The organism is Billgrantia saliphila (assembly GCF_002930105.1).
GTDB classification, from domain to species: domain Bacteria; phylum Pseudomonadota; class Gammaproteobacteria; order Pseudomonadales; family Halomonadaceae; genus Halomonas; species Halomonas saliphila.
Window position 1 is genome coordinate 211,794 of the sequence record NZ_PJRN01000004.1, and the last position, 13,272, is coordinate 225,065.

General features: G+C 65.0%; 14 protein-coding genes. 6 read left to right on the top strand and 8 right to left on the bottom strand.

Annotation, left to right across the window (positions count from 1 at the left end; all coding sequences use genetic code 11):
* Positions 1–53 precede the first annotated feature (53 nt).
* The gene (locus CYJ07_RS06335; RefSeq protein ID WP_104202828.1) at positions 54–794 is read right to left on the bottom strand and encodes an SDR family NAD(P)-dependent oxidoreductase; all 741 of its coding nucleotides are present in this window, start codon (positions 792–794) and stop codon (positions 54–56) included.
* Between the two features lie 103 nt (positions 795–897).
* Here CYJ07_RS06335 and CYJ07_RS06340 point away from each other — a divergent pair, with 103 nt between their 5' ends.
* Positions 898–1,515, top strand: coding sequence for a TetR/AcrR family transcriptional regulator (locus CYJ07_RS06340; protein WP_104202829.1), 618 nt, complete (start codon positions 898–900; stop codon positions 1,513–1,515).
* Between the two features lie 17 nt (positions 1,516–1,532).
* On the opposite strand, the gene CYJ07_RS06345 is transcribed toward CYJ07_RS06340, so the two are convergent.
* On the bottom strand, positions 1,533–2,462 hold the full coding sequence (locus tag CYJ07_RS06345) for a LysR family transcriptional regulator (RefSeq protein WP_104202830.1): 930 nt from the start codon (positions 2,460–2,462) through the stop codon (positions 1,533–1,535).
* Positions 2,463–2,561: 99 nt separating this feature from the next.
* Between CYJ07_RS06345 and CYJ07_RS06350 the strand changes: the two genes are divergently transcribed.
* On the top strand, positions 2,562–3,593 hold the full coding sequence (locus tag CYJ07_RS06350) for an aldo/keto reductase (protein ID WP_104202831.1): 1,032 nt from the start codon (positions 2,562–2,564) through the stop codon (positions 3,591–3,593).
* Positions 3,594–3,624: 31 nt separating this feature from the next.
* Here the strand turns inward: CYJ07_RS06350 and CYJ07_RS06355 are convergent, their stop codons facing one another.
* Positions 3,625–4,803 (bottom strand): MFS transporter, encoded by a 1,179-nt coding sequence (locus CYJ07_RS06355; RefSeq protein ID WP_104202832.1) that lies wholly within the window; start codon positions 4,801–4,803, stop codon positions 3,625–3,627.
* A gap of 79 nt (positions 4,804–4,882) precedes the next feature.
* On the opposite strand from CYJ07_RS06355, the gene CYJ07_RS06360 reads away from it, so the two are divergent.
* Together CYJ07_RS06360 and CYJ07_RS06365 are read left to right on the top strand one after the other, a co-directional pair.
* A complete protein-coding gene (locus CYJ07_RS06360; RefSeq protein ID WP_104202833.1) occupies positions 4,883–5,896 on the top strand; it encodes an AraC family transcriptional regulator in 1,014 nt (337 codons plus the stop codon).
* Between the two features lie 104 nt (positions 5,897–6,000).
* Positions 6,001–6,546 carry a putative glycolipid-binding domain-containing protein gene (locus CYJ07_RS06365; RefSeq protein ID WP_104202834.1) on the top strand — a complete coding sequence of 182 codons (546 nt, stop codon included), beginning with the start codon at positions 6,001–6,003 and terminating at the stop codon, positions 6,544–6,546.
* Positions 6,547–6,553: 7 nt separating this feature from the next.
* On the opposite strand, the gene CYJ07_RS06370 is transcribed toward CYJ07_RS06365, so the two are convergent.
* Positions 6,554–8,137, bottom strand: a complete 1,584-nt coding sequence (locus tag CYJ07_RS06370; RefSeq protein ID WP_104202835.1) for an MFS transporter — start codon at positions 8,135–8,137, stop codon at positions 6,554–6,556.
* 106 nt (positions 8,138–8,243) lie between these two features.
* Between CYJ07_RS06370 and CYJ07_RS06375 the strand changes: the two genes are divergently transcribed.
* The gene (locus tag CYJ07_RS06375) at positions 8,244–9,035 is read left to right on the top strand and encodes a helix-turn-helix transcriptional regulator (RefSeq protein ID WP_104202836.1); all 792 of its coding nucleotides are present in this window, start codon (positions 8,244–8,246) and stop codon (positions 9,033–9,035) included.
* 30 nt (positions 9,036–9,065) lie between these two features.
* Here the strand turns inward: CYJ07_RS06375 and CYJ07_RS06380 are convergent, their stop codons facing one another.
* Both CYJ07_RS06380 and CYJ07_RS06385 read right to left on the bottom strand, forming a co-directional pair.
* Complete coding sequence (locus tag CYJ07_RS06380) at positions 9,066–9,701, bottom strand: LysE family translocator (RefSeq protein ID WP_104202837.1); 636 nt, start codon at positions 9,699–9,701, stop codon at positions 9,066–9,068.
* A gap of 3 nt (positions 9,702–9,704) precedes the next feature.
* Positions 9,705–10,919: an MFS transporter gene (locus tag CYJ07_RS06385; RefSeq protein WP_231489555.1), complete on the bottom strand. Its 1,215-nt coding sequence runs from the start codon at positions 10,917–10,919 to the stop codon at positions 9,705–9,707.
* 67 nt (positions 10,920–10,986) lie between these two features.
* On the opposite strand from CYJ07_RS06385, the gene CYJ07_RS06390 reads away from it, so the two are divergent.
* Entirely contained in the window at positions 10,987–11,535 is a 549-nt protein-coding gene (locus CYJ07_RS06390; protein ID WP_104202839.1) for an Lrp/AsnC family transcriptional regulator, read from the top strand.
* On the opposite strand, the gene CYJ07_RS06395 is transcribed toward CYJ07_RS06390, so the two are convergent.
* Positions 11,525–12,007, bottom strand: coding sequence for a GNAT family N-acetyltransferase (locus CYJ07_RS06395; protein ID WP_104202840.1), 483 nt, complete (start codon positions 12,005–12,007; stop codon positions 11,525–11,527). The two genes, CYJ07_RS06390 and CYJ07_RS06395, sit on opposite strands and share 11 nt — an antisense overlap.
* A 10-nt stretch (positions 12,008–12,017) precedes the next feature.
* Complete coding sequence (ada, locus tag CYJ07_RS06400) at positions 12,018–13,139, bottom strand: bifunctional DNA-binding transcriptional regulator/O6-methylguanine-DNA methyltransferase Ada (RefSeq protein ID WP_104202841.1); 1,122 nt, start codon at positions 13,137–13,139, stop codon at positions 12,018–12,020.
* Between the last annotated feature and the right edge of the window lie 133 nt (positions 13,140–13,272).

Here is a 13,272-nt window from a genome sequence, read left to right on the forward strand (position 1 = left end):
GCAGCGGGCCAACGCGACTTCGGCCCCGAACAGCATCGGGGCATTACGATCTCTCAGATATTGGCGCCGCCATCGATGGTGAACTCGGCGCCAGTAACCGAACGACCTTCCGGGCCCGCCAGCCAGGCCACCAGGCCGGCCACGTCGTCGGCTTCGTTGTAGCGTGGGATCGCCATCAAGCTGCGCTGGGGATCGGAGAGTTCGCCATCGGCCGGGTTCATGTCGGTATCGGTGGAGCCCGGATGCACGACATTGACGTTGATCCCGCGCGGTCCCAAGTCTCGCGCCAGCCCCTTCGTCAGTCCCACCAGGCCCGCCTTGCTCATGGCGTACAAGCTGATGCCGGGCCAGGGGACTCGCACGGCCAGGTTGCTGCCGATGGTGATGATGCGCCCTCCCTCCGGCATATGCCTCACCGCCGCCATGGCAGTCACGACGGGAGCGCGCAGGTTGATCTCAATGGTGCGGTCCAGTTCTTCCAGCGTCGCCTCTTCGATCGTCCCGCTCGGGAAGATGCCTGCGTTGTTGATCAGGATATCGAGCCCACCCAACTCGGCTACCGTACGCTCGACAGCGGCCTCGAGTGCTGCGGCGTCACGATTGTCGGCACGCACAGCCATAGCTCGCCCACCCGCCGACACGATCCCGTCCACCACCGACTGTGCCTGCGCCTCGCCGTTGACATAGGTCAGCGCGACGGCTGCCCCCTCCCCTGCCAATCGTCGGGCAATGGCAGCGCCTATCCCTCGGCTTCCACCAGTCACCAGTGCCACCTTGCCTTCGAGTCGTTGCATGCTTGCCTCCATTTATATAGTGAACGATACAAAAACAAGATGGCTAGACACCCGGCAGTCTGTCAAGATATTTTGTAGCTATCGATACAGAAAGGAGTGCGACATGCCCCAGCGCGGTCGGCCCCCCGGCTTCGATAGGGAAAGCGCCCTGCGTCAAGCCATGGAAGTGTTCTGGACCAAAGGATTCGATAACGCCTCGTTGACCGACCTGACCCGCGCCATGGGTATCAATTCACCCAGTCTCTATGCGGCGTTCGGCAGCAAGGAAGCGCTGTTCAAGGAGGCGGTAGAACTCTACAGTCGCACGGAAGGCAGCGGTATCTGGGAACAGGTGGAAACGGCGCCGACCGCACGCGACGCCATCGCGCAAGTGCTGCGCACCACGGCCGAGGCCTTCACACGCGGTGACGAACCCAGGGGCTGCTTGATCGTACTAGCCGCACCGCAGATGCAGGGCGCCAATCCCGGAGTCTGCGATGCGCTGAAAGCTCGTCGCCAACATAACGTATGCCAGTTGGAGCGGCGCTTGCAGCGCGCCATAAATGAAAACGAATTGCCCGCCTCCACCGACTGCCGTGCGATTGCCAATTACTTCGTCACCCTGCAGCACGGCATGTCGATCCAGGCCCGTGACGGCGCCTCGCGCGAGACGCTGCTGGCCATCGCCGACTGTGCGATGTCAGGCTGGGAAGCTCTCGTCGGCGTTTCACACGAAGCCTAGCGCCAGGAGCGGCTTGGCTAGCCCTTGCCGTCATCTGCATGGCGCTCCCAGGGAGGAGCGGGCTCCCACTCTTCTACGAGAAAATCGATGAAGGCGCGCACCCTGGGCGGCACCAGGCGACGCTGCGGCATGACCGCATGGATGCCCGTCTCGGGCAGCGCGTGGTCCGGCAGAATCCGCAGCAGCCGGCCGGCCCGCAGGTCGTCGCATACATGCCAGGTGGAGTGCTGCACGATACCCAACCCCGCCACAGCGGCGTCGCGCAGGAGCTCGCCCTGGCTGCTGCGGATGCGCCCGCTCACCTTGACGCCCACATTCTCGCCGCTGACATCGCGAAGCCGCCAGATGCCGGACTCTCCTTCGCCGTCGGTCAGCAGCAGGCATTCATGCCGGGTCAATTCCTCGGGCGTATGCGGAGTGCCGTGGCGTTTCAGATAAGCGGGAGAAGCACACAGCACGCGGCGATTCGCGGCCAGCCGGCGCGCCACCAGGCTGGAATCGGCAAGCGAACCGATGCGAATGGCCAGGTCGAACCCCGAAGCCACGATGTCCCGCCGCCGGTCGGACAGGTCGAGATCGAGCCGTAGCCGGGGATGTCGGCTCAGGAAATCGGGCAACAACGGCGACACATAGAGGCGGCCAAACGTGGGGGGCAACGTCAGGCGCAGGGTGCCCGCGACCTCGCGTGTCGACCGGTGCAGCCCACCCATCAGCGCCTCGAGGTCCTCCACCGCCTCCCGCCCCTGTTCGGCCAGGCTGCGGCCCTCCGGCGTCGGACGCAGCTGTCGGGTGGTGCGCTGCAGGAGTCGCACGCCGAGCTCCCGCTCGAGGCGCTTCAAGCGCTGGCTGGCGACGGCCGCGGACAGATCCAGGCTGCGTGCCGCTTCGCTGATCGACCCCAGGTCGAGAATGCGCAGGAATAGCGAAAGATCCTCGACTCGGCTCATTTTCAAAACTTCGTTGAATGTCTTTGCCGTTTTATGCCGCATAACTTTAAAGCGCAACGGCCTATGCTCCATCGGCATTCCACCGATAGGAGCTGAACCATGGAATATCGCTTTTTGGGCCAATCGGGCTTCAAGGTATCGTCACTCGGGCTGGGGGCGGGCACCTTCGGCGGCAAGGGCGCGCTGTTCAGCGCCTGGGGCAATACCGACGTCAAGCAGGCGACCCGTCTCATCGACATCTGCCTCGACGCCGGAGTCAACCTGTTCGACACCGCCGACGCCTACTCCGATGGCGCGTCCGAGTCGATTCTCGGGGCCGCCATCAAGGGCAGGCGCGATCGCGTCGTTCTCTCCACCAAGCTGACACTGCGCGTGGGCGATGAGCCGAACGACGTCGGCGCTTCCCGCCACCATCTGCTCAAGGCGACGGACCAGGCGCTGAAACGGCTCGGTACCGACCACATCGACATTCTTCAACTGCACCACTTCGATGCCATGACGCCGGTGGAGAGCGTGATGGCGACGTTGGACGATCTGGTTCGCGCCGGCAAGGTGCGCTATCTCGGCGTCTCGAACTTCTCCGGCTGGCAGATCATGAAATCCCAGGCGGTAGCCGAACGCTACGGCTATTCCCGCTTCGTCGCCAACCAGGCCTACTACTCACTGGTCGGACGCGACTACGAATGGGAGCTGATGCCATTAGGGCAGGACCAGGGCCTGGGGGCGATCGTCTGGAGCCCGCTCGGCTGGGGGCGCCTGACCGGCAGGATTCGACGCGGCCAGGCGCTTCCCGAACAGAGTCGATTGCACGAAACCGTCGACTTCGCGCCGCCGGTGGAGGACGAGCGCCTGTACCGGATCGTCGATGTGCTCGACGAGATTGCCGAAGAGACGGGCAAGTCGATTCCCCAGATCGCCCTCAACTGGCTGCTCGGACGCCCCACCGTGTCCAGCGTGTTGATCGGCGCACGCAACGAGACCCAACTGCGAGACAACCTGGGCGCCGGCGGATGGCGACTCGACGTGGAGCAGATAGGGCGGCTCGACGAAGCCAGTCGCGTGACGCCGCCCTATCCCTACTATCCCTACTGGAACGGTCAGTTCGCCGAGCGCAATCCCGCTCCCGTCTGACCGTCGTCGCTCGGCGCCTGGCCGGCCGAGATCAGGCGGTGGCAGCCACCCGTGCCTGTACGCCCGCCACGATGACCAGCGTGGCCAGGAACAGCATGCCCCCACTGGCGACGAAGACCCAGGTGACGCCGCTGACATCGAAGATCAGGCCGCCAACGGCCGCGCCGGTCGCGATGGCCATGTTAATGGCGGCCACCAGCAACCCGCCCGCGCTCTCGGCCTCGTCCGGCACCGTGCGCGAGAGCCAGGTGGACCAGGCCACCGGGATGGCGCCGAAGGCCAGCCCCCAGAGCGCGACCAGGGCGCCATCCAGCATGGCCACGCCGCCCTGGCTGGCCAGGCTCAGCCCCAGCGTGCCCATCAGCAGCGGTGCCACGACCAGGGTCAGGCGCAGGCTACGCTCGACCAGCGCGCCAGCGAGGAAGTTGCCCACGAAGTTGGCCACACCGAATCCGAGCAGGATGGCGGCTATGCCGTGCACGCCGACACCGGTCACGCTCTCGAGGAAAGGACGAATATAGGTGAAGAAGGCGAAGTGACCGGTGAAGACCAGCCCCGCCGCCAGCATGCCGAGACCGACTCGCGGCCGCATCAGCACATCGAACAGGGTGCGCAGGCGAGTCACGCCGCTAGGCGCCATGCGCGGCAGGGTGGCGTACTGCACCACGAGGGCCAGCAGGCCCAGCAGCGACGCCGCCAGGAAGACGTTGCGCCAGCCAATCAGATCGCCGAAGAAGCTGCCCAGCGGTGCCGCGGCGATGGTCGCCACGGAAACGCCGCTGAACATGATCGACAGCGCGCGCGGCACCCGGTCCTCCGGCACCAGGCGCATGATGGTGGCGATCGACATGGTCCAGAATCCGCCCAAGGCCATGCCGAGCAGCACGCGCCCGATCAGCAGCACAAGCAGGTTGGGTGCCAGCGCAACGATCAGGTTCGAAGCGATCAGGAGGAGGGAAAAGGCCAGCAGCACCAAGCGCCGGTCGATGCGCCGCGTGACCGCCGTGATCAGCAGGCTCGTCATCAGGGCGACCGCCGCGGTCGCGGTCACCGCCTGGCCCGCCATGCCTTCCGTAATGCTCAGGTCCATCGCCATGGGCGTGAGCAGGCTGGCGGGCAGGAACTCCGCCGTGACCAGCCCGAAGACGCCCAGCGTTACCGAGATCACCGCCGCCCAGGCGGGCTCGGCCCGTTGTGTCAGCTCATTCATCTTCATTTCCTGTATCAGGGGGTTGTTGCGATGCAGAATAAAATGGACACGCCGGACGATCCATGCTAAATGCTCTCGAATGATTGATCATTCGTCCGAAACGGTACCGGCACTGCCCGCTTCGCTTCCCGGCGACCGGGTCAGCGAATTGCTGATGGGCATGAGGCTGCGTGGCATTCGCTATCGCCGCATCCAGGTGACACCGCCCTTTGGCCTATGCTTCGGCACCAAGGAGGGGTGGGCCCAGTTCCACTTCATCGCCCAAGGCCCGGTCTTCCTGCGCAGCCCCGGCGGGGCGCTGCACGCCCTGGAGGCAGGCGACGCCCTGCTCCTGCCGCGCGGAGGCCGACACGAGTTGCTCTCGGCACCGGATCAGCCCAGCCGCGACATCGCCGACTACGAGAGCGCCACGCTTTGCGAAGCGGTCAGCTCGGTCGAAGCGTGTACGGCGACAAGCTGTCCGACGGCCCGCGCCGTGTTCTTCAGCGCCTGTCTGGAGTTCGATCTCGGCGGCATGCATCCCCTCGTGGCCTTGATGCCCGAAGTGATGCGAGTCGGCACGCTACTCGAGCGACATCCCGAAATTCTGCCTATGCTCGAAGCTATGGAGCGCGAAGCGCGCACGGAGCGCGCGGGGTTCGCCGGCATCCTGGCACGCCTCGCCGACGTGATCTCGGCGTATATCGTGCGCGGCTGGGTCGAGTGCGGCTGCGGCGATGCGACCGGCTGGGTCGAGGCATTGCGCGACCCGCGTCTGGGGCGAGTCATCAGCGCCCTGCATCGCGATCCGGGCCGTCACTGGACGGTGGCCGAGCTGGCCGCGGAAATGGGCAGCTCGCGCTCGGTCTTCGCCGAACGCTTCCTGGCGGTCACCGGCATGACGCCGCATCGCTACGTGACCGAACTAAGGATGCGCCTGGCGACGCAGTGGATAGGACGCGACCGGATGCCGATCGAGACCGTCGCCCTGCGACTGGGCTACGGCTCGCAAGCCGCCTTCAGCCGCGCTTTCAAGCGCATCACGGGACAATCCCCCGGCGCGATACGTGCCGCGGCGCAACCAGAACGGAGCATGGACCCGGTCGCGACATGACAAGGCTCGATATACCGTCAGCCAGTGAAGCCATCCAGCCATCGGGCCAGTAAAACGACCCTGTCTGTGAAGCAACCCAATCCGTGAAACAAAGAGGTGCCGACATGTCAGCGCTATCGATAACACGCAAGTGGCGTCGATTGGATGAGCCGGGCCTGGAAATCCTGCACCTGCAGCCCGACGACGACGGCATCCTGGCGCTCGCCACCGTCGTACACGCGGGCGCCGAGGCGTTCGGCCTATCCTACCTGTGGCAACTCGATCGCGACTGGCGCACCCATCGCCTGGAGCTGCACCTCGCCAGCCCCACGGTCGAGACCCTGCAGATCGAGCGCAGCGGCGAGGGCTGGCAGGTGAACGGCCGACCACGCCCCGACCTCGCGGAGTGCGATGAAATCGACCTGTCGGCAACGCCGTTCTGCAACACGCTGGCCATGCACCAGCTCCAAGGACCGGGCGAGCTGACCACGCTATATGTGGACCTGCCCTCTCTCCAGTTGCTGCCCTCCCGCCAGCGCTACACGATGCTCGACAAGAACCGCTGGCGCTACACCGACCTCGGCATCGCCAAGGGCTTCGAGGCCGACCTGGAGGTCGACGACGACCGTCTCGTCGTCACCTACGAGGGGCTGTTCGAGACGCTCGACTAGGCGACCGCTAAGGTATCGGGCATGAGCCGCGCCCTTCCGCGGCTTCACTGGGAACGGCCTCATCGAGCGCGTGGACGTGCCTGAGGAAGACGGCTGCCACGCTAGCCAGAGCAAGAATGCCGATACCGCCTATCGCCCCCGTGACATTAAGCCCCGCGGTAAAGGCCCGCTGGGCCTCCAACACGATCTCCGCCGGCAGATGGCCCGTGGCGGAAACCGCTCCCCAGAGCCCCTCCTCCACAACGCCGGCGACTTCGAACGGGAGATCGTCGAGGTTGCTCTCGCTCATCCGCGTGCGGTAGACGAAGGTGGCCAGGCTGCCGAGCAGGGCCACCCCCAACGCGACACCCAACTCCTGAACCATTTCCGACATGGCCGCGGCCGAGCCGGCCCTGTCCGCCGGTGCCGAGCTGACGACAAGATCCGTACCCAGCGCCGCCAGAGTGCCCAGACCCAGATAAACCAGGGAAAACCCCGCCACGGCCACGCCCACCCCCTCGGGGGAGATATCGACCCCGACGAGCAGCCAGTAGCCCGGCGCCGATAACGCCAACGCCCCGGCAACGACATGGCCTGGCCGAACACGCCGCGCGATCAATGGCGCTGCGATACCGGCAGCGACCATCATCAGCGCCGGCGGGCCCATCCACAGCCCGGCCACCCACGGTGAGAGCCCGGCCACCAGTTGCAGATACTGAGTGACCAGCAGCATCACGCCGGCGACCCCGATCAAGCCGATGAGCAGTACGAGCAGCGCGGCGCTGAAGGTCCGGCTGGCGAACAAGCGCATATCGAGCAGCGGATGGGCAAGACGGTACTGTCGGCGAACGAAGAGGATGGCCAGCCCAACGCCGGTCACCAGGGAAACCGCAGGCGCCGGTGCCCACCCAACTCTCGCCATCTCCTTCAAACCATAGATGGCGAGCAGAATGGCCATGAGTGACAGCAGGACGCTGACCAGGTCCAGCCGACCGTGCGTAATGGCGCGATGTTCGGGCAGCAGCAGCGGTGCCGCGACAAGCAGCACACCCACCACCGGCACGGCGATCAGGAACGCCGCCCCCCACCAGAACCGGTCCAGCAGCAAGCCGCCCACCACCGGCCCGGCGGCCATACCAAGGGCGAACATCGTGGCCCAGATGCCAATCGCCAGGGCGCGCTGGCGCGCCACGCCGAAGAGATTGCTGATCAGCGCCAGCGTCGATGGCATCAGCGTGGCGCCCGCCACTCCCAGCGCCGCTCGTGCTGCGATCAGCATGGTGGCACTCGTAGCGTAGGCGGCAATCACCGAAGCGGTGGCAAAAGCGAGGGCGCCGATCAACAGCAGCCGCCGACGGCCGATGCGATCGCCCAGGGTGCCCATGGTGATCAGAAATCCCGCGATCATGAATCCGTAGGCATCCATGATCCACAGCGCCTGGGTACTGTTCGGCTGCAGATCCACCGCCATGGCGGGCAGCGCCAGATAGAGAATGGTGACGTCGAGGCCAAGCAGCAGGGTCGGCAGCGCCAGCACGGCCAGCCCCGCCCACTCACGGATGCCCGCCCCGGTAACGGCGGGCGCCGGATAATTATCGCTGTGGTATGTCATGTCGCCTCCTGAGAAAGGATCGGAAACGACATACTCGGGCTCACTTTATGGGGGTACAATATAGCCAGTTATCCTATTACTATCGGCAACGGCCAAGGACACCGGCATGAGCGGAAGAAGCCTCGAACGCACGCGCAGCGAACTCACCGAGTTCCTGCTTCACCATCGCCACAAGCTGACGCCGGCCGACGTGGGGCTGTCATCTGCCGGGCGGCGGCGCACGCCGGGGCTCCGCCGGGAGGAAGTAGCCACTCTCGCCGGTGTGGGCCTGACCTGGTACACCTGGTTCGAACAGGGACGCGACATCAACGTCTCGGAGAGCTTTCTGCTTCGCGTCTCCCAAGCCCTCAAGCTTGACGACGCCGAATGCTGCCACCTGTTCCTCCTTGCCCACCGACGCCCACCCCCGGTGGAGGCATATCAGTGGCAATTCATCCCGCCGCGGATCCAGACGCTGATGGACGGCCTGGCCCGCCCCGTCTACGTGATGAACCTGCGCTGGGACGTCATCGCCTGGAACGCAGAGGCAGATCGCCTGCTCGATTTCGCCGGCCGCGCGCTACCGGAGCGCAACATCCTGCGCATGGTCTACGCCGACCCGACCCTGCGCAGGCGCCTACCCGCCTGGCATCGAGATGCCTACAGACTGCTCGCCCAGTTTCGCTGCGACCTGGCGGCCGCCCCCGAAGACCCGGCGATGCAGGCGTTGATCAAGGAACTGACCGTGTTGTCACCGGATTTCCGCCGCTGGTGGGAAAAGCCGGACCTGGAGACCTTCGGGCACGGTATCGGCACGATAGCGGATGCCGACGGCACTCAGCGGGATTACGATCACGAGACGCTGATCGTCGACGAGCACCGGCATCTCAAGATGGTGGCCTATTTCTCCTCAGCCTGAGCGTGCGGTCGCATACCGTTCGACCGCTTTTCACCTGGCGCTAGCGGCAAGCCGTGCCCCCAAGACGACGAACAGAACGCCAAGGCTCCTGTCCATCCACAGGCCGACCCTCCGCCTCTTATTCAAGAAATCGCCCAGCTTTGCAGCAACCATTACTAAAGGTGGCTCTATGAACGCGGCAACAGCGATGACCAGAATGCCGTGCAGGAAAAGCTGGGCACTCGGATGACCGGCGCCCTCCACAACGAACTGAGGCAAGAACGCGAGGAAAAATATCGCCACCTTGGGATTCAACGCGGAAACGAGTACCCCCTGGCAATACACAGGGAACATGCGTTGGCCAGCGCCCCCATCGCGATGGGTGAGTGGCTCGCCTCGAGATAGCAGCAACTTGATGCCAAGCCACATCAGGTATGCCGCTCCCACCCACTTGACGACGGAAAAGGCCAGGGCAGAGGTGGCAAGAATAGCCGAGAGCCCGATCGCTGCCATAAGCACATGCAAGCCCGCGCCGGTCCAGATGCCGAGCATGGCGGCGAAGCCGTGCTTGCGGCCACTGCGTATCGTTTGCCCCATGATGTAGGCAATATCCGGCCCTGGAGACAGGTTCAGGAGTACAGCCGCAGACAGAAACGTACCCCAGTGGATCAGTGTGTATTCGAACACGGCTCATGTCCTTCGTGCGGGTGGCTGTGCAACGGATTTCCCAGTGGGCGGGGCCGTTACCGGTGCGCTCGGCACTGCCCGGCTACTGCGTCGTTGATGCAATGCCCAGCCGAGCGCCGGCAACACGAGCATCGCCGAAGCCCAGGCGCAGGCGGCAAAGCCAAAGTGCAGGAAGATCGGCCGGTAGAGCAGCGCACCGGTGAAGACGCTGACATAGGTGATGGCGCTGTAGAGCCCCATGATCGCACCGCGCTGCGCCGGGTCGAGTTCTCCCAAGCGGCGCAGCAGCAGGTTGAGACCGACATGGTTGCCGATGCCCCAGGCCAGGCAGAAGGCCAGCAGGAGCAGGGGCAACGCCGCCGTCAGCATCAATCCGAAGTAGGCGAGGATCAAGCCGGCAAAGGTGACGCAGGCCGCCGTGCTCGCATCGTGGCGGTCGACCCAGCGCCCCAGCGGCGCGGCAATGCCGAAGCCGGTGCCATAGATCGCAATGGCCAGGCCTGAGAAGCTGGCAGGTCGCTGCAGGACATCGCCCAGGTGGGGGCCGAGGTAGAAGTACAGGCCATAGAACGCCGTCATGAAGGCTCCTACGTTGACCAGCACGGCAGACACCCCGGACACTCGCAGCGCGGTCAGCGGAGAGGTCGGCAGAACCGTACGAGCCGACTCCCCCCATTCACGGCAGCCTGCCACCCCCAGCGCCAGGCAAAGTGCCGCCACTGCCAGCGTCGCGAACACGGCCCGCCAATGCACCAGGTCGGCCAGCATCGCCGCGAGCCCGACACCCGCCACCAGGCTCAGGGTCCATCCCGTCAGCACGAAGCTCAAGGTCTCGCTCTCGTGCCCCTTCTTCGCCACTTGGGCGGTCAGCGAATAGATCGCCGGTAGCGCCACGCCCGCCGCCAGCCCGGCAAGGGCCTGAGCGGCGATCAACATCCAGAGCCCAGGCGAGAACGCGGCAAGCCCCAGCGCCGTGGACAACGTCACCAAGGCACGCACCAGCGCGCGCTCGGCGCCGACACGGTCGGCCATGGAAGCCAGGAAGAGCGCGCTGCCCGCCGTGGCGAGGCCGTAGAGCGCCGCTGCCGTCATCACGTCGGCAGCACTACGTCCCGGGAACGATCCCGCCACCGCCACGGAAATGGGACTCAGCGCCAGCGAATTGGCGCCGATCACTGCAATGGCCACGGTCAATAAAAGAAGAGGACGAGTGATCACAGCTCGCTCCAAATGACGTTAGACACTAACATTGAAGAAAGGAATCTCATTCGGAGCAATTGCGAAAATGCCGAACCTGGAAAAAACAGAAACCGTTCGGGACAAGGCCCAAGAGGCTCGTCCGCTGGATGCCTTCGACCGAAGAATATTAGGTGAACTGGCTCAGGATGCCGGACTCAGCTACGCCGAGTTGGGTAGCCGCGCCGGGCTCTCGGCTCCGGCCGTGCACGAACGGGTGAAACGGCTGCGTGCCACGGGGCGCATCCGCGGCACCGTGGCGGTACTGGATGGTCCCGCCACGGGCAAGCCCTTCCTGGCCTTCGTTCATGTCGATTCCACCGGCTGGGGCAAGACACAGGAACTGTTGGCGCTCGCGGAACTGCCCGAAGTCGAGGAGATCCACTCCGTGGCCGGCGATACCTGCATGCTGCTCAAGGTGCGCTGCGCCAGCAGCCGTGCCCTGGAGGGCCTGCTCGCCCGGCTCTATGCCCTGCCGAGCGTCAAGGCCACCCGCAGCTACGTGGTGCTGTCGACCTTCCTCGAACGCACCCCGCAAGCGGAAATCACCGAAGCGCTGGAAGAAAAGAGGAACCCGCTCGACATCGCTACAGGGTGAAGCGCTTGAAGATACGATCGACCGGCGTTCCGTCCCGAAGGGGAACGCCGCGCCATACATCATAGGTTTCGAAGCCAAGCCGGGCATAATAGGCGAGCCCTGCCGCATTGTCGGCCCTGATGGTGGCATTGATGGCATGCAGGCCGGCACGCCGCGCTTGCTCGAACGTGGCGGCGAAAAGCGCCGTGCCTACCCCCGGCGGCCTGGGGAAGGTTCTGGCGAACGTCGCGATGTCGGCCCAGCCGTCGGGTAGCGACTGGCTCAGGTCCAACGCCTGGAAGCCCAGCATCTTGCCATCGCGATCCTCGGCGACGACGCAGCAGAGGGAATGCTCTCCGGTGAGATACCATTCCCTGGCCTTCGCTTCGCTCAAGGGCGCTTCGACGGCCGTGACACCCCCCACCACAACATAGGCATTCAATATCGCGGCCATCTCGGCGACATCCCGAGCGGTGGCGTTGCGTACCTGCACCGGCTATTTCCTAAGTCGGTTCCATGTAAAGAATCCTAGCCCCCGAGACGCCCGACCGACCGGCGGCTTCCCGTTCGAGCAGTGCCCGTTTGCGTTCTACGCCCCACCGATAGCCCGAGAGCGCCCCGTCGGTACGCACGACCCGGTGGCAGGGAATGGCGAGCGCAATGGTATTGGAGGCGCAGGCCCTGGCCACGGCGCGCACCGCCCGAGGAGAGCCGATTTTCTCCGCCAGCTCCGCATAGCTGATGGTGGTACCCACCGGGATCTCGGTCAGCGCCTGCCAGACCCGCTGCTGGAAGGCAGTGCCACGAATGTCCAGCGGCAGCGACAGCCCGACGCCGGGAGCCTCGACGAAGCCCACCACTCGGGCCACCCAGGCGTCGAAATCCGCTCCCCCCGGGACCAGGTTGGCGTTCGCGAAGCGATCCTGGAACTCCTGCAACAACCGTTCCGGATCGTTCCCCAGGGAAATGGCGCAGATGCCCTTTTCGCTGGCCGCTACCAGTATCGTGCCCAGTGAGCACTCGCCCAGAGCGAAGTGGATCTTCATGCCCTCCCCTCCCGAACGATATCGCTTCGGCGTCATGCCAAGCATGTGGGTCGAATCGGCGTAAAAGCGTCCGCTGGAGTGGTAACCCGCTTCGTAGATTGCCTCGGTCACCGTCTCGCTGTTCAGCAGTTCGGCCCGCACCCGCTCGGCACGCCATGCCACGGCGTAGGCCCTGGGCGTCAGGCCGGTAATCGACTTGAATATACGGTGGAAATGGAAGCGGCTCAGGCCCGCGGCTTGTGCCAATTCGTCGAGCGAGGGGAGTTCGTCCGATGTTTCGATGAGACGACAGGCCTTGGCGACACTCTGGACGTGCCGCTGGGTCAACGATAGCTCCTGGGGTCGACAGCGCTGGCACGGCCGATAGCCGGCCTGCTCGGCGGCCGCCGCATCGGCATGAAATTCGGCGTTTTCACGGCGCGGTCGGCGCGATGCGCAGGTGGGACGACAATAGATCCCGGTGGTACGCACCGCATAGACGAAAGCGTCTTCCGCCGCCGCGTCGCGGGCCAGTACCGCCGCCCATTTCGTTTCATCGGAATCGAAGGTGACGAGTGACTCTGTCGGTGTCTCGATCATGACGGGCCTCCGTGGGGGTTCGGCGTTATCCATGAGTCCAGGATGAACCTTGGGCCCGCCGGACACACTCCGTCCCTTGCTTTCAAAACGAGCCAGCCCCTCGCAACATCCGCAGCATAGCATTGCCTGGGCT

What these genes read in the sequence shown, in the direction of transcription:
- CYJ07_RS06340 (WP_104202829.1), top strand. Translation starts at nt 898, where the DNA reads ATGCCCCAGCGCGGTCGGCCCCCCGGCTTCGATAGGGAAAGCGCCCTG.
- CYJ07_RS06375 (WP_104202836.1), top strand. Translation starts at nt 8,244, where the DNA reads ATGAGCGGAAGAAGCCTCGAACGCACGCGCAGCGAACTCACCGAGTTC.
- CYJ07_RS06355 (WP_104202832.1), bottom strand. Translation starts at nt 4,803, where the DNA reads ATGAATGAGCTGACACAACGGGCCGAGCCCGCCTGGGCGGCGGTGATC.
- CYJ07_RS06335 (WP_104202828.1), bottom strand. Translation starts at nt 794, where the DNA reads ATGCAACGACTCGAAGGCAAGGTGGCACTGGTGACTGGTGGAAGCCGA.
- CYJ07_RS06360 (WP_104202833.1), top strand. Translation starts at nt 4,883, where the DNA reads ATGATTGATCATTCGTCCGAAACGGTACCGGCACTGCCCGCTTCGCTT.
- CYJ07_RS06370 (WP_104202835.1), bottom strand. Translation starts at nt 8,137, where the DNA reads ATGACATACCACAGCGATAATTATCCGGCGCCCGCCGTTACCGGGGCG.
- CYJ07_RS06365 (WP_104202834.1), top strand. Translation starts at nt 6,001, where the DNA reads ATGTCAGCGCTATCGATAACACGCAAGTGGCGTCGATTGGATGAGCCG.
- CYJ07_RS06390 (WP_104202839.1), top strand. Translation starts at nt 10,987, where the DNA reads ATGCCGAACCTGGAAAAAACAGAAACCGTTCGGGACAAGGCCCAAGAG.
- ada (WP_104202841.1), bottom strand. Translation starts at nt 13,139, where the DNA reads ATGATCGAGACACCGACAGAGTCACTCGTCACCTTCGATTCCGATGAA.
- CYJ07_RS06345 (WP_104202830.1), bottom strand. Translation starts at nt 2,462, where the DNA reads ATGAGCCGAGTCGAGGATCTTTCGCTATTCCTGCGCATTCTCGACCTG.
- CYJ07_RS06350 (WP_104202831.1), top strand. Translation starts at nt 2,562, where the DNA reads ATGGAATATCGCTTTTTGGGCCAATCGGGCTTCAAGGTATCGTCACTC.